This window comes from Streptomyces gobiensis, from assembly GCF_021216675.1.
Taxonomy (GTDB): domain Bacteria; phylum Actinomycetota; class Actinomycetes; order Streptomycetales; family Streptomycetaceae; genus Streptomyces; species Streptomyces gobiensis.
In genome coordinates, this window is record NZ_CP086120.1 from 3,505,837 (window position 1) to 3,527,136 (window position 21,300).

Annotated in this window: 20 protein-coding genes; 13 read left to right on the plus strand and 7 right to left on the minus strand. The window is 69.5% G+C overall.

Annotated elements, in window-relative coordinates; translation table 11 throughout:
* The first annotated feature begins 57 nt into the window (after positions 1-57).
* The 4 genes from tsaB (at position 58) to test1122_RS16495 (ending at position 2,621) form a co-directional block, all read left to right on the plus strand.
* Positions 58-723 carry a tRNA (adenosine(37)-N6)-threonylcarbamoyltransferase complex dimerization subunit type 1 TsaB gene (gene tsaB, locus test1122_RS16480; RefSeq protein WP_232269925.1) on the plus strand — a complete coding sequence of 222 codons (666 nt, stop codon included), beginning with the start codon at positions 58-60 and terminating at the stop codon, positions 721-723.
* Positions 724-797: 74 nt separating this feature from the next.
* On the plus strand, positions 798-1,280 hold the full coding sequence (gene rimI / locus test1122_RS16485) for a ribosomal protein S18-alanine N-acetyltransferase (RefSeq protein ID WP_232271935.1): 483 nt from the start codon (positions 798-800) through the stop codon (positions 1,278-1,280).
* Positions 1,273-2,376: a tRNA (adenosine(37)-N6)-threonylcarbamoyltransferase complex transferase subunit TsaD gene (tsaD, locus tag test1122_RS16490; protein WP_232269926.1), complete on the plus strand. Its 1,104-nt coding sequence runs from the start codon at positions 1,273-1,275 to the stop codon at positions 2,374-2,376. The genes rimI and tsaD overlap by 8 nt, the downstream gene beginning before the upstream one ends.
* Positions 2,373-2,621 carry a hypothetical protein gene (locus test1122_RS16495; protein ID WP_232269927.1) on the plus strand — a complete coding sequence of 83 codons (249 nt, stop codon included), beginning with the start codon at positions 2,373-2,375 and terminating at the stop codon, positions 2,619-2,621. Before tsaD ends, test1122_RS16495 begins: the two co-directional genes overlap by 4 nt.
* Before the next feature lie 72 nt (positions 2,622-2,693).
* Here test1122_RS16495 and test1122_RS16500 read toward each other — a convergent pair whose 3' ends face one another.
* Together test1122_RS16500 and test1122_RS16505 are read right to left on the minus strand one after the other, a co-directional pair.
* Entirely contained in the window at positions 2,694-2,873 is a 180-nt protein-coding gene (locus test1122_RS16500; protein WP_232269928.1) for a hypothetical protein, read from the minus strand.
* A gap of 198 nt (positions 2,874-3,071) precedes the next feature.
* On the minus strand, positions 3,072-4,211 hold the full coding sequence (locus test1122_RS16505) for a class I SAM-dependent methyltransferase (protein ID WP_232271936.1): 1,140 nt from the start codon (positions 4,209-4,211) through the stop codon (positions 3,072-3,074).
* A gap of 200 nt (positions 4,212-4,411) precedes the next feature.
* On the opposite strand from test1122_RS16505, the gene test1122_RS16510 reads away from it, so the two are divergent.
* From test1122_RS16510 to groL, 3 genes are all read left to right on the plus strand, one after another.
* The gene (locus test1122_RS16510; protein WP_232269929.1) at positions 4,412-5,431 is read left to right on the plus strand and encodes a polysaccharide deacetylase family protein; all 1,020 of its coding nucleotides are present in this window, start codon (positions 4,412-4,414) and stop codon (positions 5,429-5,431) included.
* A gap of 751 nt (positions 5,432-6,182) precedes the next feature.
* Entirely contained in the window at positions 6,183-6,491 is a 309-nt protein-coding gene (gene groES, locus test1122_RS16515) for a co-chaperone GroES (protein WP_232269930.1), read from the plus strand.
* A gap of 96 nt (positions 6,492-6,587) precedes the next feature.
* Entirely contained in the window at positions 6,588-8,207 is a 1,620-nt protein-coding gene (gene groL, locus test1122_RS16520) for a chaperonin GroEL (RefSeq protein ID WP_232269931.1), read from the plus strand.
* A gap of 120 nt (positions 8,208-8,327) precedes the next feature.
* Here groL and test1122_RS16525 read toward each other — a convergent pair whose 3' ends face one another.
* The 3 genes from test1122_RS16525 to test1122_RS16535 all read right to left on the minus strand — a co-directional run bounded on the left by test1122_RS16525 (position 8,328) and on the right by test1122_RS16535 (position 10,843).
* Entirely contained in the window at positions 8,328-9,020 is a 693-nt protein-coding gene (locus tag test1122_RS16525) for an ester cyclase (protein WP_232269932.1), read from the minus strand.
* A 107-nt stretch (positions 9,021-9,127) separates the two neighbouring features.
* The gene (locus test1122_RS16530; protein WP_232269933.1) at positions 9,128-9,901 is read right to left on the minus strand and encodes an SDR family NAD(P)-dependent oxidoreductase; all 774 of its coding nucleotides are present in this window, start codon (positions 9,899-9,901) and stop codon (positions 9,128-9,130) included.
* Positions 9,902-10,186: 285 nt separating this feature from the next.
* Positions 10,187-10,843 carry an MOSC domain-containing protein gene (locus tag test1122_RS16535; RefSeq protein ID WP_232269934.1) on the minus strand — a complete coding sequence of 219 codons (657 nt, stop codon included), beginning with the start codon at positions 10,841-10,843 and terminating at the stop codon, positions 10,187-10,189.
* A gap of 80 nt (positions 10,844-10,923) precedes the next feature.
* Here test1122_RS16535 and test1122_RS16540 point away from each other — a divergent pair, with 80 nt between their 5' ends.
* Positions 10,924-11,838 (plus strand): LysR family transcriptional regulator, encoded by a 915-nt coding sequence (locus tag test1122_RS16540; protein ID WP_232269935.1) that lies wholly within the window; start codon positions 10,924-10,926, stop codon positions 11,836-11,838.
* A gap of 213 nt (positions 11,839-12,051) precedes the next feature.
* Here test1122_RS16540 and test1122_RS16545 read toward each other — a convergent pair whose 3' ends face one another.
* Positions 12,052-12,375: a WhiB family transcriptional regulator gene (locus test1122_RS16545; protein ID WP_232269936.1), complete on the minus strand. Its 324-nt coding sequence runs from the start codon at positions 12,373-12,375 to the stop codon at positions 12,052-12,054.
* 400 nt (positions 12,376-12,775) lie between these two features.
* Here test1122_RS16545 and test1122_RS16550 point away from each other — a divergent pair, with 400 nt between their 5' ends.
* From test1122_RS16550 to test1122_RS16565, 4 genes are all read left to right on the plus strand, one after another.
* The gene (locus test1122_RS16550; protein ID WP_003948568.1) at positions 12,776-13,387 is read left to right on the plus strand and encodes a response regulator transcription factor; all 612 of its coding nucleotides are present in this window, start codon (positions 12,776-12,778) and stop codon (positions 13,385-13,387) included.
* Positions 13,388-13,631: 244 nt separating this feature from the next.
* Positions 13,632-14,216 carry a sigma-70 family RNA polymerase sigma factor gene (locus tag test1122_RS16555; RefSeq protein ID WP_277879839.1) on the plus strand — a complete coding sequence of 195 codons (585 nt, stop codon included), beginning with the start codon at positions 13,632-13,634 and terminating at the stop codon, positions 14,214-14,216.
* A gap of 79 nt (positions 14,217-14,295) precedes the next feature.
* Complete coding sequence (guaB, locus tag test1122_RS16560; RefSeq protein WP_232269938.1) at positions 14,296-15,798, plus strand: IMP dehydrogenase; 1,503 nt, start codon at positions 14,296-14,298, stop codon at positions 15,796-15,798.
* A gap of 549 nt (positions 15,799-16,347) precedes the next feature.
* A complete protein-coding gene (locus tag test1122_RS16565; protein WP_232269939.1) occupies positions 16,348-17,463 on the plus strand; it encodes a GuaB3 family IMP dehydrogenase-related protein in 1,116 nt (371 codons plus the stop codon).
* Positions 17,464-17,618: 155 nt separating this feature from the next.
* On the opposite strand, the gene test1122_RS16570 is transcribed toward test1122_RS16565, so the two are convergent.
* Positions 17,619-18,881, minus strand: a complete 1,263-nt coding sequence (locus tag test1122_RS16570; protein WP_232269940.1) for a nucleotide sugar dehydrogenase — start codon at positions 18,879-18,881, stop codon at positions 17,619-17,621.
* Positions 18,882-19,094: 213 nt separating this feature from the next.
* On the opposite strand from test1122_RS16570, the gene test1122_RS16575 reads away from it, so the two are divergent.
* Positions 19,095-20,801 (plus strand): glycerol-3-phosphate dehydrogenase/oxidase, encoded by a 1,707-nt coding sequence (locus test1122_RS16575; protein WP_232269941.1) that lies wholly within the window; start codon positions 19,095-19,097, stop codon positions 20,799-20,801.
* Positions 20,802-21,300 lie beyond the last annotated feature (499 nt).

Here is a 21,300-nt window from a genome sequence, read left to right on the forward strand (position 1 = left end):
CGTAGCAGCCGGATACGGTCAGCGGCCGCACCGCTGGCCGCGCCGTAGGCTTGCCCCGTGCTGTTGCTCGCTCTAGACACCGCGACCCCCGCTGTCACCGTCGCCCTGCACGACGGTGACCGGGTGCTCGCCTCTTCCGATCAGTTCGACGCCCGCCGCCACGGCGAGCTGTTGCTCCCGGCCGTCGACCGCACTCTGGCCGAGGCCGGGTGCGCGCTGGGCGCCGTCACCGGCATCGTCGTCGGGGTCGGCCCCGGCCCGTACACCGGGCTGCGGGTCGGCCTGGCCACGGCGACCAGCTTTGGGGCCGCCCTGGAGATCCCCGTGCACGGGCTGTGCACCCTCGACGGCATCGCCTACGCGGCCGGGCTGGACGAGCCGTTCCTGGTCGCCACCGACGCCCGCCGTAAGGAGGTCTACTGGGCGCGGTACGCGGACGCCCGTACCCGTACGAGCGATCCCGCTGTCGACCGCCCAGCCGATATCGCCGAGCGGGTGGCGGGTGTGCCGGCCGTCGGCGCCGGGGCCGTGCTCTACGCCGACACCTTCACCGGCGTACGCACCGACCTCCCCGAGCACCAGTCGGCGGCGGCGCTGGCGGCGCTCGCCGCTGAGAAGCTGGCCGCAGCCGACGAAGAGGGTTTCCTGCCCCCGCTGCCGCTCTATCTCCGCCGCCCGGACGCCCAGGTGCCCGCCAACTACAAGGTGGTCACCCCCAAGTGACCCCGGTGACTCCAGTGACCCCTGTGACCCCAGTGACCGAAGCGGCCGCAGCGGCCGAAGTGAACCTGCGTGAGATGCGCTGGTGGGACATTGAGCCGGTGCTGGCCCTGGAACAGCAGCTCTTTCCGGAGGACGCCTGGTCGCCCGGGATGTTCTGGTCCGAGCTCGCACACGCCCGGGGTCCGCATGCCTCTCGCCGCTACCTTGTCGCCGTAGCGGAAAGTGGCCGTATTGTGGGATATGGAGGCCTCGCCGCCATTGACGGCACCGGCGATATCCAGACCATCGCCACCGCCCCCGACCACCAGGGCACCGGGCTCGGCGCTCGGCTCCTTACCGAGCTGCTCGGCGCGGCCACCGCGTTCGAGTGCAGCCAGGTGCTTCTCGAGGTCCGCGTTGACAATATGCGTGCCCAGCGTCTCTACGAGCGCTTCGGCTTTGAACCGATCGGCTTCCGCCGGGGCTATTACCAGCCCGGCAACGTCGACGCCCTGGTGATGCGCCGCGTACACACATCCTCATCAGAGACCGATCAAGGAACGACCATCCATGGCTGACGAGCCACTTGTCCTCGGTATCGAGACCTCCTGCGATGAGACGGGTGTCGGCATCGTCCGCGGCCATACGCTCCTCGCCGACGCGGTCGCCTCCAGCGTGGATGACCATGCGCGCTTCGGCGGCGTCGTCCCCGAGATCGCCAGCCGTGCCCATCTGGAGGCGATGGTCCCCACCATCCAGCGGGCCCTGAAGGAGGCCGGGATCACCGCCGCCGATCTGGACGGCATCGCGGTCACCGCCGGGCCCGGCCTCGCGGGCGCCCTGCTCGTCGGCGTCTCCGCCGCCAAGGCCTACGCCTACGCGCTCGGCAAGCCGCTCTACGGGGTCAACCACCTCGCCTCGCATATCTGCGTCGACCAGCTGGAACACGGCGCTCTCCCCGAGCCCACCATGGCCCTGCTGGTGAGCGGCGGCCACTCCTCCCTTCTCCTCGCGCCCGACATCACCGCCGATGTGCGTCCGCTCGGCGCCACCATCGACGACGCCGCGGGGGAGGCGTTCGACAAGGTCGCCCGCATCCTCCACCTCGGCTTCCCCGGCGGCCCGGTCATTGACCGCTACGCCCGTGACGGGGACCCCACGGCGATCAACTTCCCCCGTGGCCTCACCGGCCCGCGCGATGCCCCGTATGACTTCTCCTTCTCGGGTCTGAAGACCGCCGTCGCCCGCTGGATCGAGGCGAAGCGCAGTGCGGGCGAGGACGTCCCGGTAGCGGATGTCTCCGCCTCCTTCCAGGAAGCGGTCACCGATGTGCTCACCCGCAAGGCGATCCGTGCCTGCAAGGACGAGGGCGTCGACCATCTGATGATCGGCGGCGGTGTGGCCGCCAACTCCCGGCTGCGCGCCATGGCCGGGGAGCGCTGCGCCGACGCGGGTATCACGCTGCGCGTGCCGCGTCCCAAGCTGTGCACCGACAATGGCGCGATGGTCGCCGCGCTGGGCGCCGAGATGGTCGCCCGGGGGCGGGCGGCCTCCGCCTGGGACCTGCCCGCCGACTCCTCGCTGCCGGTGACGGACCCTCATGTGCCGGGCCCCGCACATGACCACGATCATGACCATGTACACGAACTCAGCCGAAAGAACCTCTACCCATGACCGCTGCCCTGATGTGGGAGGCCCGCGCCGTCGAGGGGCGCGGACATGAGCTGCTGGAGTGGACCAGGACGCAGCACCTCGTCCCGGCCCCGATCCGGCGTGAGACCTTCACCGGTCCCGATGACCGGGTACTGGTCGTCACGCTGTGGCATGCCTCCAACGATGCTGACCTCCCCGAAATCCCCGACCCGCCCCCCGACTTGCTGCACCGCCCGGTCCACCGCTGGCGCTTCGAGAAGGTTTAGCGAGTACGGCTGGCCGGACCCAGTCGACAACAGGGCCCGGCCAGTTCATCTCAAGGCGCGTAGCGGAGGACGTCAGTCCTCCAGCTTCCGCTGGATCTGCTCTTCGGTGACCCGCTCCTGCTTCTGGGTCCTGTCGTTCTCCACGACGTAGCGCATCTGCTGCCCGCTGCTTTGGGCCTCCTGGATCAGGCCCGCCTGCGTCTTGTTCTGCTTGTCCCGGTACTCCACGTGGTCACCTTCGCGGTGCGGCATGGATATCTCCCATCTGATGTAGGCCGATGAGGCCGATAAGGCCGGTAAGGCTGCCCCGGCTGTATGGAAATAGGGGCGCCCTCCGGTGCGTCCGCGACCGTCGCGGGCGCTAGATCCAGCAGACGGCCATTTCGGCATCGCGGCCACCGGCGTGGTCCGAACAGGGGATCGCCCTGGCTCGCTGGTGGGCCCGGCCCACTACGCGGGCCGCCCGATCAGCATGCTCGGCGCCCCGGCGACGCGGGTGAGGAAGACCGTGGCGGCGTTCGGCCCCCGCGGCTTGACCTTCCTGCGCAGCTCCTCCGGCTCAACCGCCGACCCGCGCTTCTTCACGGTCAGCACCCCGACCTCCCGCTCCCGCAGCAGCGCCTTGAGCCGCTTGAGGTTGAAGGGCAGCACATCGGTGATCTCGTACGCGCTCGCATACCGCGTCGGGCGCAGCTCATCGGCCGTCACATAGGCGATCGTCGGGTCGATCAGCCGCCCGCTGATCTGCCCGGCCACCTCGGCGACCAGATGCGCACGGATCACGGCCCCGTCTGGCTCGTACAGATAGCGCCCCACCGGCCCGGGCTCAGGGTCGGGGAGCCCGGTGCCGATCAGGGACGCGCAGCCGGGCAGCAGCGTGGCGCGCACCCCCGGCTGGCCGCCGAACCACAGCACGGCCTCCTTCACCTCCCCGCCGACCGAGATCCACTCCGCCTCGGCCTCCTCGGGGATCGCCTCGTGCGGCACCCCGGGAGCGATCTTCAGCGCGGCGTGCGACATCCGCCCGGCGACCTCGACGGCCCAGGACAGCGGCGGTGAGTACGCCTCCGGGTCGAAGATCCGGCCACGGCCGCCGCGCCGGGCCGGGTCGATGAAGACGGCGTCGTAGCCGGAGATATCGACGTCGCCGACCTCCGCGCAGCGCACCTCGATACGGTCCGCCAGCCCCAGCACCGCCGCGTTGGCCCGTACGACCGCGCAGGTGAGCGGATCACGGTCCACGGCCAGCACCGTCACCCCGGCCCGGGCCAGCGCGATCGCGTCGCCGCCGATGCCACAGCACAGGTCGGCCAGCCGCCGCACCCCCCGTGTGGTGAATCGCGCGGCACGGTACTCGGCCACACTCGTTCGGGTGGCTTGCTCAACACCGTTCGATGTGAAGTACATCCGCGCCGCGTCCTCGGCACCGAACTTCGCCACCGCCCGCTGCCGCAGCCGCGCTTGCCCAAGCGCGGCCGACACCAGTTGGGCCGGGTGCTCGCGGCGTAGCCGGGTGGCGATGGCCAGCTCCTGCGCGGGGTCGTAGTCCCGCAGCGCCTTCAGCAGCCGTTGCCCCTCCTCGGTCCGCAGGGCCTCGAAAGCGGCTACGGCATCGGCTGCGGTGCCGGTTGCGGTGTCGGTTGGTCGGTCAGCGGATTCAGGTTCAGCCACACGGGCCATTTTCCCCCTCCGGTGTCGCCCGGGCGCCGGAGGCCGCCTGCGTGGCAGGGGGCTGACTGGCAAGATCCGGCACTATGTCGCTCATCACACAAGTCGTACAAAAACATCAAATGGGGAGAAAGCGGTCTTATGCATGGCGCAATGTGCGGCGGACCGGCGGCGCTTCACTGGCCGCCCTGCTGGCCGTATCCTGCGCGGCCGGCAGCGGGCCGTCGCATCCCGGGGATCCGGACCTGTCCGGCCTCGACGAGCCGCTGTCGGCCTCCGGGCCGCCCTTCGCCGAACATGGCCGGCACCTGCTGGCCGGACCCGGTGGGCCAGCCGCGGGCCCGGACCTCGCCCTGGGCGCCCCACGCCGTATGCAGGCCCAGCTTGCGGCAGCGTCGCTCGGTGCGTACGCGGACCGGCTGCGTCGCGCTGAGGCGCGCCGGATCGCCGCCGTCAAGCGCTGGAAGGTGCGTAAGACCCCGCTGCGGCCGCCCGCGCCGCCGGAGCGGAAGCCCGAGCTCCGTAGCGACCCGGGGCATATCTCGGAACGGGGGCTGCCGCCCGTCATCACCCGGGTACCGACCGATGACAAGGTCGTCTTCCTCACCATCGACGACGGGCACGAGAAGGACCCCGAGTTGCTGCGGATGCTGCGTGAGCTGGATGTGCCGTACAGCGCCTTCCTCGCCGACTATGTGGCGAACGACAACTACGCGTACTTCCGTGAGATGAGTCGCGACGGCGTCGCGATCAACAATCACACCCTCCATCACCGGGAGATGAACAAGCTCTCCTATGAGCAGCAGCGGCGTGAGATCTGCGGGCAGCAGGAGGTCCTGGCCAAGGAGATCGGCAGGACCCCGGGGCTCTTCCGCCCGCCGTACGGCGTGTACAACCGCGACACCCTGCGCGCGGCGGCCTCCTGCGGTATCCGCGCTGTCCCGCTCTGGGCGGAAGAGGCCTGGGCCAAGCGCTTTGACTGGAGCCGCGCCGACCGCAGGCTTCACCCGGGCGACATCATCCTGACCCACTTCCGTGGGCCGGAGCACTGGGGCGGCACTATGACCGATATGGTCCGCCGCACGCTGCGCACGGTCACCGACCAGGGTTTCGCGCTCGCGCGACTGGAGGACTACATCTGAGCGTGCGGCGGCGCGGGTGCCCGGGGTGGGTCTCCCCAATACCCGCCCCTTCCCGAAACTGGGGGCTGCCGCCCCCAGACCCCCACCCGTGTTGTGGGCAGTCGTTCCTCCCCCAGCTAACTCCCCCAGACTTCGTCTGGGAGGTGCCCCCAGGGAGGTGCCCCCAGGGCGGAACGGGTGGGCACAACACCCGGCCACCCGGACCGCACCGGTAAACCCCGGGGCCCCGGGGCGAAGCCCCGGTTTCCGGGAAGGGGCGGGATTCGGGGAGCCCCACCCACGGCAGCCCCGCAGCCGGGCGAAGCCCCGCCACGCGGCGGAGCCGCATATCGGCACAGCCGGGAAGGGGCGGGATACGGGGAACACCCACCCACGGCAGCCCCGCCGCCGGGGGCGAAGCCCCGCCGCGCGGCGGAGCCGCACACCGGCACAGCCGGGCAGGTGGGGGCACCTCCTGGGGGAGGCCCGAGTGCCCACAACGCCTCGGGGGCCGGGGCTGCGCTCACCCCTCTACGCAACCCACCACCCACCCCAGCCCCGACGCTCCGGACCACCCCGCAGCAGGGCACCCCGCCGGTTTTGGCACTCGGCTTGACCGAGTGCTAAGCGCGGCATAGTCTCATGGCTAGCACTCTCCACCAGGGAGTGCCAGATATGCGACGGGCAGATCCGGCACCCGCGACGACGGATCTACCAGGTCGCCACCCCAGACATAAGACCCCGTGAGATCTCCGAAGGGGGAGGTCGGATCGTGACGACCGCCAGCTCCAAGGTTGCCATCAAGCCGCTCGAGGACCGCATTGTGGTCCAGCCGCTCGACGCTGAGCAGACCACGGCCTCAGGCCTGGTCATTCCGGACACTGCCAAGGAGAAGCCCCAGGAGGGGACTGTCCTTGCCGTTGGCCCGGGCCGCTTCGAGGACGGCAACCGTCTTCCGCTCGACGTCAAGGTCGGCGACATCGTGCTGTACAGCAAGTACGGCGGCACCGAGGTGAAGTACCACGGCGAGGAGTACCTCGTCCTCTCGGCTCGCGACGTGCTCGCCATCGTCGAGAAGTAAGTCACCGAAGTTTTCTGATCCGCGCCCTGGTTCCCGTGTCTAAGACAGCCGGGGCCAGGGCGCGGTTCATTTGAGAAGGAATAGGGATACGCACCCATGGCGAAGATCCTGAAGTTCGACGAGGACGCCCGTCGCGCCCTCGAGCGTGGCGTCAACAAGCTCGCCGACACCGTGAAGGTGACCATCGGCCCCAAGGGCCGCAACGTCGTCATCGACAAGAAGTTCGGCGCTCCGACCATCACCAACGACGGTGTCACCATCGCCCGCGAGGTCGAGGCCGAGGACCCGTACGAGAACCTTGGTACCCAGCTGGTGAAGGAGGTGGCCACCAAGACCAACGACATCGCTGGTGACGGCACCACCACCGCCACCGTGCTGGCCCAGGCGCTGGTCCGCGAGGGCCTGCGCAACGTCGCCGCCGGTGCCTCTCCGGCCGCTCTGAAGAAGGGCATCGACGCCGCGGTCAAGGCCGTCTCGGACGAGCTGCTGGCCACCGCCCGGCCGATCGACTCCAAGGAGGACATCGCCGCGGTCGCCGCGCTGTCCGCCCAGGACAAGCAGGTCGGCGAGCTGATCGCCGAGGCGATGGACAAGGTCGGCAAGGACGGTGTCATCACCGTCGAGGAGTCCCAGACCTTCGGTCTGGAGCTCGACTTCACCGAGGGCATGGCCTTCGACAAGGGCTACCTGTCGCCGTACATGGTGAGCGACCAGGAGCGTATGGAGGCCGTCCTCGACGACCCGTACATCCTGATCCACCAGGGCAAGATCAGCTCCATCCAGGACCTGCTGCCGCTGCTGGAGAAGATCATGCAGGCGGGCTCCTCCAAGCCGCTGCTGATCATCGCCGAGGATGTCGAGGGTGAGGCGCTGTCCACCCTGGTCGTCAACAAGATCCGCGGCACCTTCAACGCGGTCGCGGTGAAGGCCCCCGGCTTCGGCGACCGCCGCAAGGCAATGCTCGGCGACATGGCGACCCTGACCGGCGCCACCGTCATCGCCGAGGAGGTCGGCCTCAAGCTGGACCAGGCCGGTCTGGATGTGCTGGGCACCGCCCGCCGCGTCACCGTCACCAAGGACGACACCACCGTCGTCGACGGTGCTGGCAAGGCCGAGGATGTGCAGGGCCGCATCGCTCAGATCAAGGGCGAGATCGAGGCCACGGACTCCGACTGGGACCGCGAGAAGCTCCAGGAGCGCCTGGCCAAGCTGGCCGGTGGCGTGTGTGTCATCCGGGTCGGCGCCGCGACCGAGGTTGAGCTCAAGGAGAAGAAGCACCGTCTGGAGGACGCCATCTCCGCGACCCGCGCCGCGGTCGAGGAGGGCATCGTCTCCGGTGGTGGCTCCGCGCTCGTGCACGCCGCGAAGGTGCTTGAGGGCGGCCTCGGCAAGGCCGACGACGAGGCCACCGGTGTCGCCGTCGTCCGCCGTGCGGTCGTCGAGCCACTGCGCTGGATCGCCGAGAACGCCGGTCTCGAGGGCTACGTCATCACCTCGAAGGTCGCCGAGCTCGGCAACGGCGAGGGCTTCAACGCCGCCACCGGTGAGTACGGCGACCTGGTGAAGGCCGGCGTCATCGACCCGGTCAAGGTCACCCGCTCCGCACTGGAGAACGCCGCGTCCATCGCCTCGCTGCTCCTCACGACCGAGACGCTGGTCGTGGAGAAGCCCGCCGAGGAGGACGAGGCCGGTCACGGCCACGGTCACGCGCACTGACGCACGGCACCGCCGCACCACGGCACAAAGGCCCCGAACCCGCCATCCGGCGGGGCCGGGGCCTTTCGCCTGTCACGGCTCCACGGCCAACGGCCCGGCCCGGCCACGGCTTCCGCCGCGCTACTGCTCGAGGATGCCGAGCTGGGCGAACAGCCCGAACTGGTCCCAGTTGAGCCACGCCTCCACAATCTTGCTGTCCTGGAACCGGTGGGTGGTGTGGCCGGTGACCGTCACGGAGTTATCAGTGGGCTCTACGCCCAGGAACTCTCCGGTGTGCCGTCCGTGGACCGTCCACCGGGTGGTCACCAGGTCGCCATCGGCCACCTGGTCCTCAATGGTGAACTGGGGATGGAAGGCCTCGATATAGCCCCTGAGCTCGTCCTTGGACTCCTCCAGTCCGATGGGGTCCGTACGGCTGGCGGGGTCGTGCTTCTGGTAGTCGTCGGCGATCAGCTCGTGGAGCGCGTCCAGAGTGCCCAGGCTGATCAAACCGAAGACCCGGCGCGCCGTCTCCTTGTTCAGCTGTTCGTCCCGGACCACATCGAGATCGGTGAACGTCGGCAGCTCATCGCAGAGTGCCACCAGCTCCTGGAAGATCCGGTCGGTCTCCGGCAGCTGCGAGTTGTGCATCGCCTCCGCATAGGAGGGGAACTCCACGATCTCGACGACATGCGTGGAGTCGGAGCGGTCCCGGCCGACGATCGCATGAGTCGCCGTCCGCTTTCCCTGAGTCGCCTGAATCCACCGGTCCATGAGTCGGTTCATCTCGTCGACTCTGCTGGTCTTGCAGTCGATCATTTGCACGAATGTCATGGCGCCTCCCGCGTCCCCGAGGGTGCTATGCCCGATAAATCAAGCCTAGTGAAATATGCCCGATACGCAGATGTCGGGGAGCGGGTTCACGCGATGCGTGCGCCGGATTACTTCGGGCCGTACTTACGCCCCGAGCCGGACGACAGCTTCCCCAGCATCCCCCGCGGGATCAGCTTGCTTGCGCCCATCATCGCCTTGTAGCGCGGATCCGGAATGGACAGCGTCTTGCCCCGGGCCAGGTCCTTCAGCGCCGCGTCGACCAGTTTGTCCGCGTCCAGCCACATCCATCCCGGCACCTCGCTCACGCCCATCCCCGCGCGCTCGTGGAACTCGGTCCGTACGAAGCCCGGGCACAGCGCCATCAGCCGCACCCCCGAACCCGCGAGGTCCTGCGCGGCCCCCTGGGTGAACTGCACGACCCATGACTTGCTGGCGCCATACGTCCCACGCGGGACGAAGGCCGCCACCGAGGCGACGTTCACCACCCCGCCGCGGCCCCGCTCCCGCATCTGCTCCACCCCGGCCGAGGTCAGCCGCAGCACCGCCTCGCAGTGCACCTTCAGCATCATCAGCTCGTCCGCCATCGGCACTTCCAGATAGCGGCCCTTGAGCCCGAAACCGGCGTTGTTCACCAGCAGATCAACCGGGTGCTTACCATCTCCCAGCCGCTTCTCGACTGCTCCGATGCCCTCCTCCGTGGCGAGGTCGGCGGTCAGCACGGACGCCTCGACGCCATGCCGGTCGTGCAGCTCGGTGGCCTGGTCGCTCAGCCGTTTCGTGTCCCGGGCTACCAGCACCACATCGTGTCCGTCCCGGGCCAGTCGCCGCGCGAAGGCGGCGCCGATCCCGGCTGTCGCTCCCGTAATCAGTGCAGTCGTCATACAGGGAACGTTAGTCGCATCGGCCAGCTGCCGACTCAGCGACGGTCATGTCCAGCCCCGGGCGTGTTCCCAGCCCCTCGGCCCGGTTCAACGACCACGAACTGTCCTACGAGGCCTTGGTCTTCGGGGTAGAGCAGATAAGGAGCCATCCCCCATCGCCCACGCCTCCGGCGTAACCACGCAGCACGGTCGGCTCGCGCGGCAGCACCAACGTTCGGCGCGGCGCCAGCGGCGGTACGGCCAGCGCTCGTTGAAGTTCACCGCACCGACCGTGCTGCGGCGCGTCTACCCGATGCGCTTGAGCGCCTTCTGCCGCGCCTCCGGGTCCAGCGCGTCGCCAGCGGCCAGAATGCGCGGCAGCAGCTCCGGCTCGGTGGTGTACGCACGGAACAGGAAAGAAACGCTCACCTCGTGCTCGGGGCGGTACAGGAGCTCGATGGAGTCGCCAGCCCTCACCTCGCCCGGCTCGATCACCCGTAGATACGCCCCGGGCCTGCCCCACTGGGTGAAACGCTTCACCCAGCCACGCTCCCCGAGCCAGCCCGCGAAGGTCCGGCAGGGGATACGGGCCGAGGAGACCTCCAGCACCACATCCGCGCCGATCCGCCAACGCTCCCCGATCAGCGCGCTGTTGACATCCAGCCCGGAGGTAGTGAGGTTCTCGCCGAAGACCCCATGGGGCAGTTCACGCCCGAGCTCCTTCTCCCACTTGTCGAGATCCTCCCGGGCGAAGGCGTACACGGCCTGGTCATCGCCTCCGTGATGGCGCAGATCACCCACCACGTCCCCGGCCAGCCCGCTGCCGCCGGTGCCCCTCGGCCCGGGCGCGGTGATGGCCACCGGACCGTCGGCCGGTCGTTTGTCGATGCCGGTGACCCCGGCGTCGGCGGCCGTGTAGTCGGCGGAGTGCGGGATGCCAAGATTCACTGAAAGGAGACGCATAGCGGTAAGGCTAAAGCCTGGCCCTCAAAGCTTAGACCGGATACTTCGCGACCACCCCAAGCCTCGCTTATGGTTGCGACATGATCGAAGCCCGCCATCTGAGGGTGCTGCGCGCCGTGGCATCGACGGGATCCTTCTCCGCCGCCGCCCGGGAGCTGGGCTGCACCCAGCCCGCCGTCAGCCAGCAGATGAAGTCCCTGGAGCAGTCAGCAGGCACTCCGCTGCTCATCCGTGCGGGCCGGGAGACGCGGCTGACCGAGGCGGGTGAGGCGCTGATCCGGCACGCCGCCGGAATCCTGGCCGGGCTGACCGCCGCCGAGGAGGAGGTGGCGGCCATCGCGGGACTCCGTGCCGGCCGGGTGCGCCTGGTCTCCTTTCCCAGCGGCAGCTCCACCCTGGTGCCCGCCGCGGTCGCCGCCATGCGTGCCGAGCATCCCGGCACCCGGGTCTCCCTGGTGGAGGCCGAGCCACCGCGTTCGGTGGAGATGCTGCGCGCGGGCGACTGCGAAATCGCGCTCGCGTTCCGCTATCCGGGTGGGGGCCCCGCCGACCCCGAGTGGGACGACCTGGTCGTACGCCCGCTGCTCACCGACCGTCTCGTCGGGCTGGTTCCGGAGGGGCACCGTTTTGCCGCGGCCGAGCGCGTTGGCATCGGGGAGCTGGCCGAGGAGCCCTGGATCGCGGGGTGTCCGCGCTGCCGTCGCCATCTGGTCGAGGTGTGCGAGGCGGCTGGCTTCACACCCCGGATCGACTTCGCCACCGATGACTATCCGGCCGTGGTCGGTCTGGTCGGTGCGGGGCTGGGCGTGGCGGTGCTGCCTGAGCTGGCGGTGGAGTCCGTACGGGCCAAGGGGGCCCGTACGGTGCGGGTCGTGCCGGAGGTGCGGCGGGAGGTGGTCGCGCTGACGTTGCCGGATCTTGCGCGGGTTCCGGCGGTCGGCGCGATGCTGGGGCGGCTGGGGGCTGCGGGGGCGGGGCGGGGTACGTCTTCCTGAGGGCGCGCTTGCGTGTCCCCGGGTGCGGGGTGGGGTTTCCCCAATTCCCGCCCCTTCCCGGAAACCGGGGTTTCGCCCCGGGCCCCGGGGTTGGCCGGGTGCGGGCCGGTGGGCGGGTTGTGCCCACCCACAGCCCCTCGCGGGGCTGCGAGTGCCCACAACGGGGTGGGGGGCCTGGGAGGCGTTCGCCCGCAGTTTCGGGAAGGGGCTGGGCTAGGGGACTTCCACCGGTGGGCGGCTTGGGGTCGTTACCAGGCGGTTGCGGGCCCGGCCCATCAGCTCCTCGCGTTCGTCCTCGGTCAACCCGCCCCAGACGCCGTACGGTTCCCGCACGGCGAGGGCGTGGGCCGCGCACTCGGCACGGACCGGGCAGCGCATGCAGACCTCTTTCGCGGATGCCTCACGCGCGCTGCGAGCCGCCCCGCGCTCCCCCTCAGGGTGGAAGAAGAGCGAGCTGTCGACCCCACGGCAGGCGGCGAGGAGTTGCCAGTCCCATAGGTCGGCGTTGGGGCCCGGAAGGCGGGAGAAATCTGCCATTGCTCGTCCTCTCGGAGCGTTGCTGTGGCTGCTGAGCCGATCAGAGCGGATCAAGACATCTCCGACCGTACATCCATGTTGTTAGTAGATGTAAATATGACTCTTTGCGAATTTAGCCACGGACACCACAAAGCGGAAGCAAAAGCGACCAAATAGGGCACAGTGGGGGTGCGCGTGTTGAACCGACGGCAGGCGCCCTGATGCGTATCCACGCACTCACGTAGAGTGCTGAACGTGGGCGTCCGAGCCCGTAACTCTTTCGGGTGACCGTCGTTGAGAGTGCGGAAGCGGTTGGCGGAATGGTGCTCGGGCAGGCGTCCGAGTCCGTCAAGCGCACAGGTGACGATTCTTAAGCAGCCTGGAGGCTCAAGGTGATGCGCATCAGCAGCGGAGGGCGGCCATGACTTCCGTCCTCGTTTGCGACGACTCCCCGCTTGCCCGAGAGGCGCTGCGCCGTGCGGTAGCGACCGTGCCCGGCGTTGAGCGCGTGACGACGGCGGCCAACGGCGAGGAAGTCCTCCGCCGCTGGGGCGCCGACCGTTCAGACCTCATCCTGATGGATGTCCGGATGCCCGGTCTGGGCGGAGTGGAAACCGTGCGGCGGCTGCTGTCTGCGGACCCGGGCGCCCGTATCATCATGCTGACCGTGGCGGAGGACCTCGACGGGGTGGCGCTGGCCGTCGCCGCCGGTGCCCGCGGCTATCTGCACAAGGACGCCTCGCGCGCCGAGCTGCGGGCCACCGTGACCCAGGCGCTGGCCGACCCGACCTGGCGGCTCGCTCCCCGGCGGCTGCGCTCCGCCGAGATGGGCGCCGCCCCGACGCTGACCGCTCGTGAGATCCAGGTGCTGGAGGGCATGAGCCACGGTCGGTCGAACGCCGAGATCGGCCGGGAGCTCTTCCTGTCCGAGGACACGGTGAAGACACACGCCCGCCGGCTCTTCAAGAAGCTCGGCGCCTCGGACCGGGCACACGCCGTCGCGCTGGGATTCCGCTGGGGTCTGGTCCGCTAGAGCCCTGTCCGCGAGGGGCTCCCGCCCACCCCTGGGTGGGCGGGGCGGTGTGTTCGGGGTACGGCCAGGTGTCGCAATCTCGCGCGTGCCGCATGCTTGATGTATGGAGTTCCTCGGGGACCGGTCGGTCAGGCGTGAGGGGAGAGCGCAGGACATGACAGCCAGTGCGCCCACTCATAACGCTTCGGTGCACAACCAAGGCCACGGTGCGGCGGATCCTGCGGTGCCGGTGCACCATGGACCGATGCGCGAAGACGAGACCACTGCCATCTCGGCTATCGGCGCACTCGTCCACCGGGCGGTTGAAGGGGACGAGCAGGCCACCCACGATCTGCTCGCGCATGTGCACCCGCTCGCACTGCGGTACTGCCGTACGCGGCTGAGCCGACTGCCGGGTGATGCCCGTCACTTTGTGGACGACCTCGCGCAGGAGGTCTGTCTGGCGGTGCTGTGCGCACTGCCGCGCTACCGCGACACCGGCAAGCCCTTCGAGGCCTTCGTTGTCGCCATCGCCCAGCACAAGGTCGCCGATCTGCAGCGGGCCGCGATGCGGCATCCCGGCTCCACCGCGGTGCCCTCCGATGAGATGCCGGAGCAGCCCGACAACTCCCTCGGCCCGGAGGAGCGCGCGCTCCTCAGCAGCGATACGGAGTGGGCCAAGAAGCTGCTCGCCAATCTCCCGGAGCACCAGCGGGAGCTGATCCTGCTGCGGGTCGCCGTGGGCCTCACGGCCGAGGAGACCGGCCAGATGCTGGGCATGTCCCCAGGCGCGGTGCGGGTGGCACAGCACCGGGCGCTGAGCCGACTGCGGGCACTGGCCGAGCAGTAGTTTTCTACGAGTACGGGACACCCCGTTAGGCCGTTAGCATGGACGCACGTGCCGCGGCAAGACCATTGGGGAAGGTGTCATGACTGACTACGTCGACGGAGTGCCTGAGAAGTTCGCGATGCTCGGGCTGACCTACGACGACGTGCTGCTGCTGCCGGGTGAGTCGGATATGGCCCCGCAGTCCATCGACACCTCCTCGTATGTCTCACGCAACGTCAAGCTCAATATCCCGCTGCTCTCCGCGGCCATGGACAAGGTCACCGAGGCGCGGATGGCGATCGCCATGGCCCGTCAGGGCGGCGTCGGCGTGCTGCACCGCAATCTCTCCATCGAGGACCAGGCCGCCCAGGTCGACCGGGTCAAGCGCTCCGAGTCCGGCATGGTCACCGATCCCATCACGATCCGCCCCGACGCCACACTGCGCGAGGCCGACGAGCTGTGCGGCCGCTTCCGGATCAGCGGTGTCCCGGTCACCGACGCGACGGGCAAGCTGCTCGGCATCGTCACCAACCGCGATATGGCCTTTGAGACGGACCGCACCCGCCAGGTCCGCGAGATCATGACGCCGATGCCGCTGGTCACCGGGAAGGTCGGCATCGCTCGTAACGCCGCGATGGAGCTGCTGCGCCGCCACAAGATCGAGAAGCTGCCGCTCGTTGATGACGAGGGCCGCATCAAGGGCCTCATCACGGTCAAGGACTTCGTCAAGGCCGAGAAGTACCCGAACGCCGCCAAGGACTCCGAAGGCCGACTCCTGGTCGGTGCGGCGGTCGGTGTCGCCGGGGACGCCTACGAGCGGGCACAGGCGCTGATTGAGGCAGGCGTCGACTTCGTCGTCGTGGATACCGCGCATGGCCACTCGAAGCTGGTCGGCGACATGGTGGCGAAGATCAAGTCGAACTATCCCGTCGATGTCATCGGTGGCAATGTCGCCACCCGGGACGGCGCCAAGGCGCTGGTCGACGCGGGGGCGGACGCAATCAAGGTGGGCGTCGGCCCCGGCTCCATCTGCACCACCCGCGTGGTCGCCGGTATCGGAGTCCCACAGGTCACCGCGATCTACGAGGCATCGCTGGCCGCCAGGGAGGCCGGGGTCCCGGTCATCGGCGACGGCGGTCTGCAGTACAGCGGCGACATCGCCAAGGCGCTGGTCGCGGGCGCGGACACGGTGATGCTGGGCAGTCTGCTGGCGGGCTGCGAGGAGTCGCCGGGTGAGCTGCTGTTCATCAACGGCAAGCAGTTCAAGTCGTACCGCGGCATGGGCTCGCTCGGCGCGATGCAGTCCCGTGGGGAGAGCCGGTCGTTCTCCAAGGACCGCTACTTCCAGGAGGAGGTCAGCGGCGACGACAAGCTCATCCCCGAGGGCGTCGAGGGGCAGGTCGCCTACCGTGGCCCGCTCTCCGCGGTGGTGCACCAGCTGACCGGCGGTCTGCGCCAGTCGATGTTCTACGTGGGTGGCCGGACCGTCCCGGAGATGAAGGACCGTGGCCGGTTCGTCAGGATCACTTCGGCCGGGCTCAAGGAGAGCCACCCGCATGACATCCAGATGACGACCGAAGCGCCGAACTACTCGCGCCGCTGAACCCCGAGCCCCCGTTCCCGGGTTTACCCCGGGTGGGTGGCCCCCGGTATCCCTCCCAGCTACCTCCCCCAGCTACCGCTGGGGGTGCCCCCAGGAGGTGCCCCACGCCTCTCTGGGGGGATGCCCGAGTGCCCACAACACTGTGGGGGTCTGGGGGCGGAGCCCCCAGTTTCGGGAAGGGGCGGGGCTGGGGAATCGCTCCGGGGTGCTGGGGTCGGGGTGGGGCTTCCCCAATTCCCGCCCCTTCCCGGAAACCGGGGCTTCGCCCCGGGCCCCGGGGGTCGCCGGGTGCGGGACGGTGGCCGGGGGTTGTGCCCACCAAGCGTCGCGAGCTCCGCCCCGGGGTGGGCCGGAGCGTCGTGGCTGGTGCGGGTGGATGGTTGCGTAGCAGGGTGAGCCCATGCCCGTCGCGAGGCTGCGAGTGCCCACGACACCTCGGGTCTGGGGGCGGTAGCCCCCGGTTTTGGGGAGGGGTGGGGCAGGGGACAATCCTCCGGCGGCTCAAGAGGGATACTGGGGTACCGCAGACCGTATGGAAAGGCTCTAGTAGTGACTGAGATCGAGATCGGGCGCGGCAAGCGCGGGCGTCAGGCGTACGCCTTTGACGACATCGCCGTGGTGCCCAGTCGGCGCACCCGGGACCCGAAGGAGGTCTCGATCGCCTGGCAGATCGACGCCTACCGCTTTGAGCTGCCGTTCCTGGCCGCCCCCATGGACTCGGTCGTCTCACCGCGGACCGCGATCCGGATCGGCGAGCTGGGCGGCCTCGGCGTGCTGAACCTTGAGGGGCTGTGGACCCGGTACGAGGACCCGGAACCGCTGCTCGCCGAGATCGCCGGGCTGAGCGAGGAGGACGCCAACCGGCGGCTTCAGGAGATCTACGCGGAGCCGATCAAGGAAGAGCTGATCGGCCAGCGGATCAAGGAGGTGCGGGACTCCGGTGTGGTCACCGCCGCCGCGCTCTCCCCGCAGCGCACGGCGCAGTTCTCCAAGGCCGTGGTGGACGCGGGGGTGGACATCTTCGTCATCCGCGGGACCACGGTCTCGGCCGAGCATGTGTCGTCGGCCGCGGAACCGCTGAACCTCAAGCAGTTCATCTACGAGCTCGATGTCCCGGTCATTGTCGGCGGCTGCGCCACCTACACCGCCGCGCTGCATCTGATGCGTACCGGCGCGGCCGGTGTGCTGGTCGGCTTCGGCGGCGGCGCGGCCCACACCACCCGTAATGTGCTGGGGATCCAGGTCCCCATGGCCACCGCTGTCGCGGATGTCGCGGCGGCCCGCCGGGACTACCTCGATGAGTCCGGCGGCCGGTATGTCCATGTCATCGCCGACGGCGGTGTGGGCTGGTCCGGCGACCTGTCCAAGGCCATCGCCTGTGGCTCGGACGCGGTGATGATGGGCTCCCCACTGGCCCGCGCCACGGACGCGCCCGGGCGCGGTCACCACTGGGGTATGGAGGCCGTCCATGAGGATGTGCCGCGCGGCAAGAAGGTGAACCTGGGCAGCGTCGGCTCGACCGAGGAGATCCTCACCGGTCCCTCGCACACCCCCGATGGCTCCATGAACTTCTTCGGCGCACTGCGCCGGGCGATGGCGACGACGGGCTACTCGGACCTCAAGGAGTTCCAGCGCGTCGAGGTCACGGTGGCCCCCTCGCGCTGACCGTCATCAAGGGGCCGGGCCCGGTGAGTCCTTCGCCGGGCCCGGCGCCTTCGTGCTGCTCGCGGCCGGCCCCCCGCGTCCCCATGTTCCCAGGCGTCCCATGAAACCTGCGGCCCACGCTGCGTCCGAGCAGGTCAGAGGCGGGACGTCTCTGTCTAGAGCCGGTAGGCCGCGCCGGCGGGGCTCGCGCCGCGGGTGTCCAGCAGGAGCTGGGCCTTCGCGGCGAGGCCTTGCAGGTCATAGGTGCGGTGGTGCTGGAGCAGCAGCGTCAGATCCGCGGCCGCCGCGGCCTCGTACAGGGAGTCCGCGCGCGGTACCGGCTGACCGGCGACGCGCCACTGCGGCACATAGGGGTCGTGGTAGCTCAGCTGTGCTCCCAGCTCCATCAGCCGGGTCGCGATCTCGCGTGCCGGAGCGCCCTCCTGGTCGGGCAGGTCGGGCTTGTATGTCACCCCGAGCAGCAGCACCCGCGCGCCGCGCGCGGACTTGCCGTGCTCGTTCAGCAGGGTCGTGGCCCGCTGGGTGACATAGCGGGGCATACGGTCGTTCACCTCGCGGGCGAGTTCCACCAGGCGCAGCGGATGGCCCAGGGTCCGGCTGCGGTACGAGAGATAGTTGGGGTCGATCGGTACCCCATGTCCCCCCACCCCGGGGCCCGGGCGGAAGGCCTGGAAGCCAAACGGTTTGGTCTCCGCACAGCGGATGACGTCCCACAGGTCGACGCCGAGGTCATGGCAGAGGATCGCCATCTCATTGGCGAGGGCGATATTGACATGGCGGAAGTTGGTTTCCAGGAGCTTGCTGGTCTCGGCCTCCCGCACGCCCCGGGCGCGGACGACCTTGTCGGTGAGCCGGCCGTAGAACGCGGCGGCCGCCTCCGTACAAGCCGGGGTCAGACCGCCGATCACCCGGGGCGTATTCGGATAGCCGAAGGTCCGGCTGCCGGGGTCGAGCCGCCCTGGGGAGTAGGCCAGATGGAAGTCGCGGCCCGCCCGCAGGCCGGAGCCCTCTTCCAGGATCGGGCGGAGGAATTCCTCCGTACTGCCCGGGTACACCGCCGACTCCAGGACCACCGTCGTGCGCGGGCGCAGCCGTCCCGCCAGGGCGGTGGCCGCCTCCCGGACCGCGGACAGATCGAGCGCGCCATCACCGCCGAGCGGGGTGGGGGCGCAGATCAGGGCCGTACGGACCCGGCCGAGGACCGCGCTGTCGCTGGTCGCCCGGAAGCCAGCGGAGATCATCCGGCGCATGTCGGACGCGGCCAGCGCACCGTCCACCGGCGGGCGTCCGGCGGCCAGCTCCGCCACGGTGCGCTCGTCCGGATCGAAACCGATGGTGGCGATACCGGCGGCGGTGGCGGCCTGTACGGCGGGGAGACCGAGGTGACCGAGGCCGAGAACAGCGAGATCGGCGGGCATGGCAGCGGACATCCTTCCCGGACTGGGGGCACCCCCGGACGGAGGGGAGGGTGGCCTGCGACAGCTCAAAGGGGGCGCTGCGTCAGGTTAAGCGCATATATGGAAGATATGGTGGATTCTGCGAGCCGTGCCAGCCCCGGGTCAAAGCCCTGGATTTGGGGGACCATCGGCTAACGAGGGCCTGACGACGGTCGACCACTATGGGAGGCAGCGGTGAGGACAGCGACACTGGGACCGGCCGAGCGGACGGAAGCACTCGCCCGAATGGCCGAACGAGAGCTGGATGTACTGGTCGTCGGCGGGGGAGTGGTCGGCGCGGGCACGGTGCTGGACGCCGCGACCCGCGGTCTGTCAACCGGCATCGTGGAGGCGCGCGACTGGGCCTCGGGCACCTCCAGCCGCTCCAGCAAGCTGATCCACGGTGGGTTGCGCTACCTGGAGATGCTGGACTTCGCCCTCGTACGCGAGGCGCTCAAGGAACGCGGGCTGCTGTTGCAGCGGCTCGCGCCCCATCTGGTCAAACCGGTCCCCTTCCTCTACCCGTTGCAGCACAAGGGCTGGGAGCGCTGGTACGCGGGCTCGGGTGTGGCACTCTACGACGCCATGTCGATCTCCTCCGGGCATGGCCGGGGGCTGCCCGTACACCGGCATCTGTCCAGGCGCCGTGCGCTGCGTGTCGCCCCCGCGCTGAAGCGGGAGGCGCTGGTCGGTGCGTTGCAGTATTACGACGCGCGGGTGGATGACGCCCGCTATGTGGCCACCTTGGTGCGGACGGCGGCGGCGTACGGGGCGTATGCCGCCAACCGGGCCCGGGTTGTTGGCTTCCTCCGCGAGGGTGAGCGTGTCGTCGGTGCCCGGATCCAGGATCTGGAGCTGGGCGGCGAGTTCGAGGTCCGGGCGAAGCAGGTCGTCAACGCCACCGGAGTGTGGACGGATGACACCCAGTCACTGATCGCGGAGCGTGGGCAGTTCCATGTACGGGCGTCCAAGGGCATCCATCTGGTGGTGCCGAAGGACCGGATCAACTCCAGCAGCGGGCTGATTCTGCGGACTGAGAAGAGCGTGCTGTTCGTCATCCCCTGGGGGCGGCACTGGATCATCGGTACGACGGACACCGACTGGGATCTGGACAAGGCGCATCCAGCGGCGTCCAGCGCGGATATCGACTATCTGCTCGAACATGTCAACACCGTGCTGTCAACGCCGTTGACCAGGAATGATGTCCAGGGCGTCTACGCCGGGCTGCGGCCGCTGCTGGCCGGGGAGTCGGACGCCACAAGCAAGCTGTCCCGCGAGCACACCGTCGCCCACCCGGTACCGGGGCTGGTTGTGATCGCGGGCGGCAAGTACACGACGTACCGGGTGATGGCCAAGGACGCGGTGGACGAGGCGGTGCACGGCCTTGACCACCGGGTGGCGGAGTGCTGCACGGAGGAGGTGCCGCTGGCCGGGGCGGAGGGGTACCACGCGCTGTGGAACGCCCGGGCCCGGATCGCCACCCGTACGGGCCTGCATGTCGCCCGCGTCGAGCATCTGCTGAACCGTTATGGCTCGCTCACCGATGAGCTGCTGGAGCTGATCGGTGCGGATCCCTCGCTCGGTGAGCCGCTGCCGTGCGCCGATGACTATCTGCGGGCCGAGGTCGTCTACGCCTGCTCGCATGAGGGCGCGCGGCACCTGGACGATGTGCTCACCCGGCGTACCCGGATCTCCATCGAGACCTTCGACCGGGGGGCGCGCAGTGCGCGGGAGTGCGCGGAGTTGATGGCGACGGTGCTGGGGTGGGACGAGGATCAGATCAAGCGGGAGGTCGAGCATTACGAGAAGCGGGTTGAGGCGGAGCGGGAGTCGCAGCTTCAGCCCGATGACCAGACGGCTGATGCGGCGCGCCTGGGTGCGCCCGACATCGTCCCGCTCTAACGGGGCTGGCCAGCCCCGTTGCCCTGCGCGGGTTCGCGGGTCGCGGTCCGCGCAGCCTCCCCGCTACGGGGTGCCGTGGGTGGGGTTCCCCAATTCCCGCCCCTTCCCGGCTGTGCCGATGTGCGGCTCCGCCGCGCGGCGGGGCTCCACCCCGGCTGTGGGTGCCGTGGGTGGGTTTCCCCAATTCCCGCCCCTTCCCGGAAACCGGAGCTTCGCCCCGGGGCCCCCGGGGTGGCCGGTGCGGGCCGGTGGCCGGGGGTTGTGCCCACCAAGCGTCGCGAGCTCCGCCCCGGTGTTGGCCGGAGCATCGTGGCTGGTGTGGGTGGGTGGTTGCGTAGCAGGGCGGGCCCACGCCCCTCGCGGGGCTGCGAGTGCCCACAACCTGCGAGTGCCCACAACGCTTGCACTTGCCGCTCTACGCAATTCACCGGCCACATCGGCCACGACGCTTCGGTCAACCCCTTAGCGGGGCACCCCGCGTGGAGGGTTGTCCCATGGG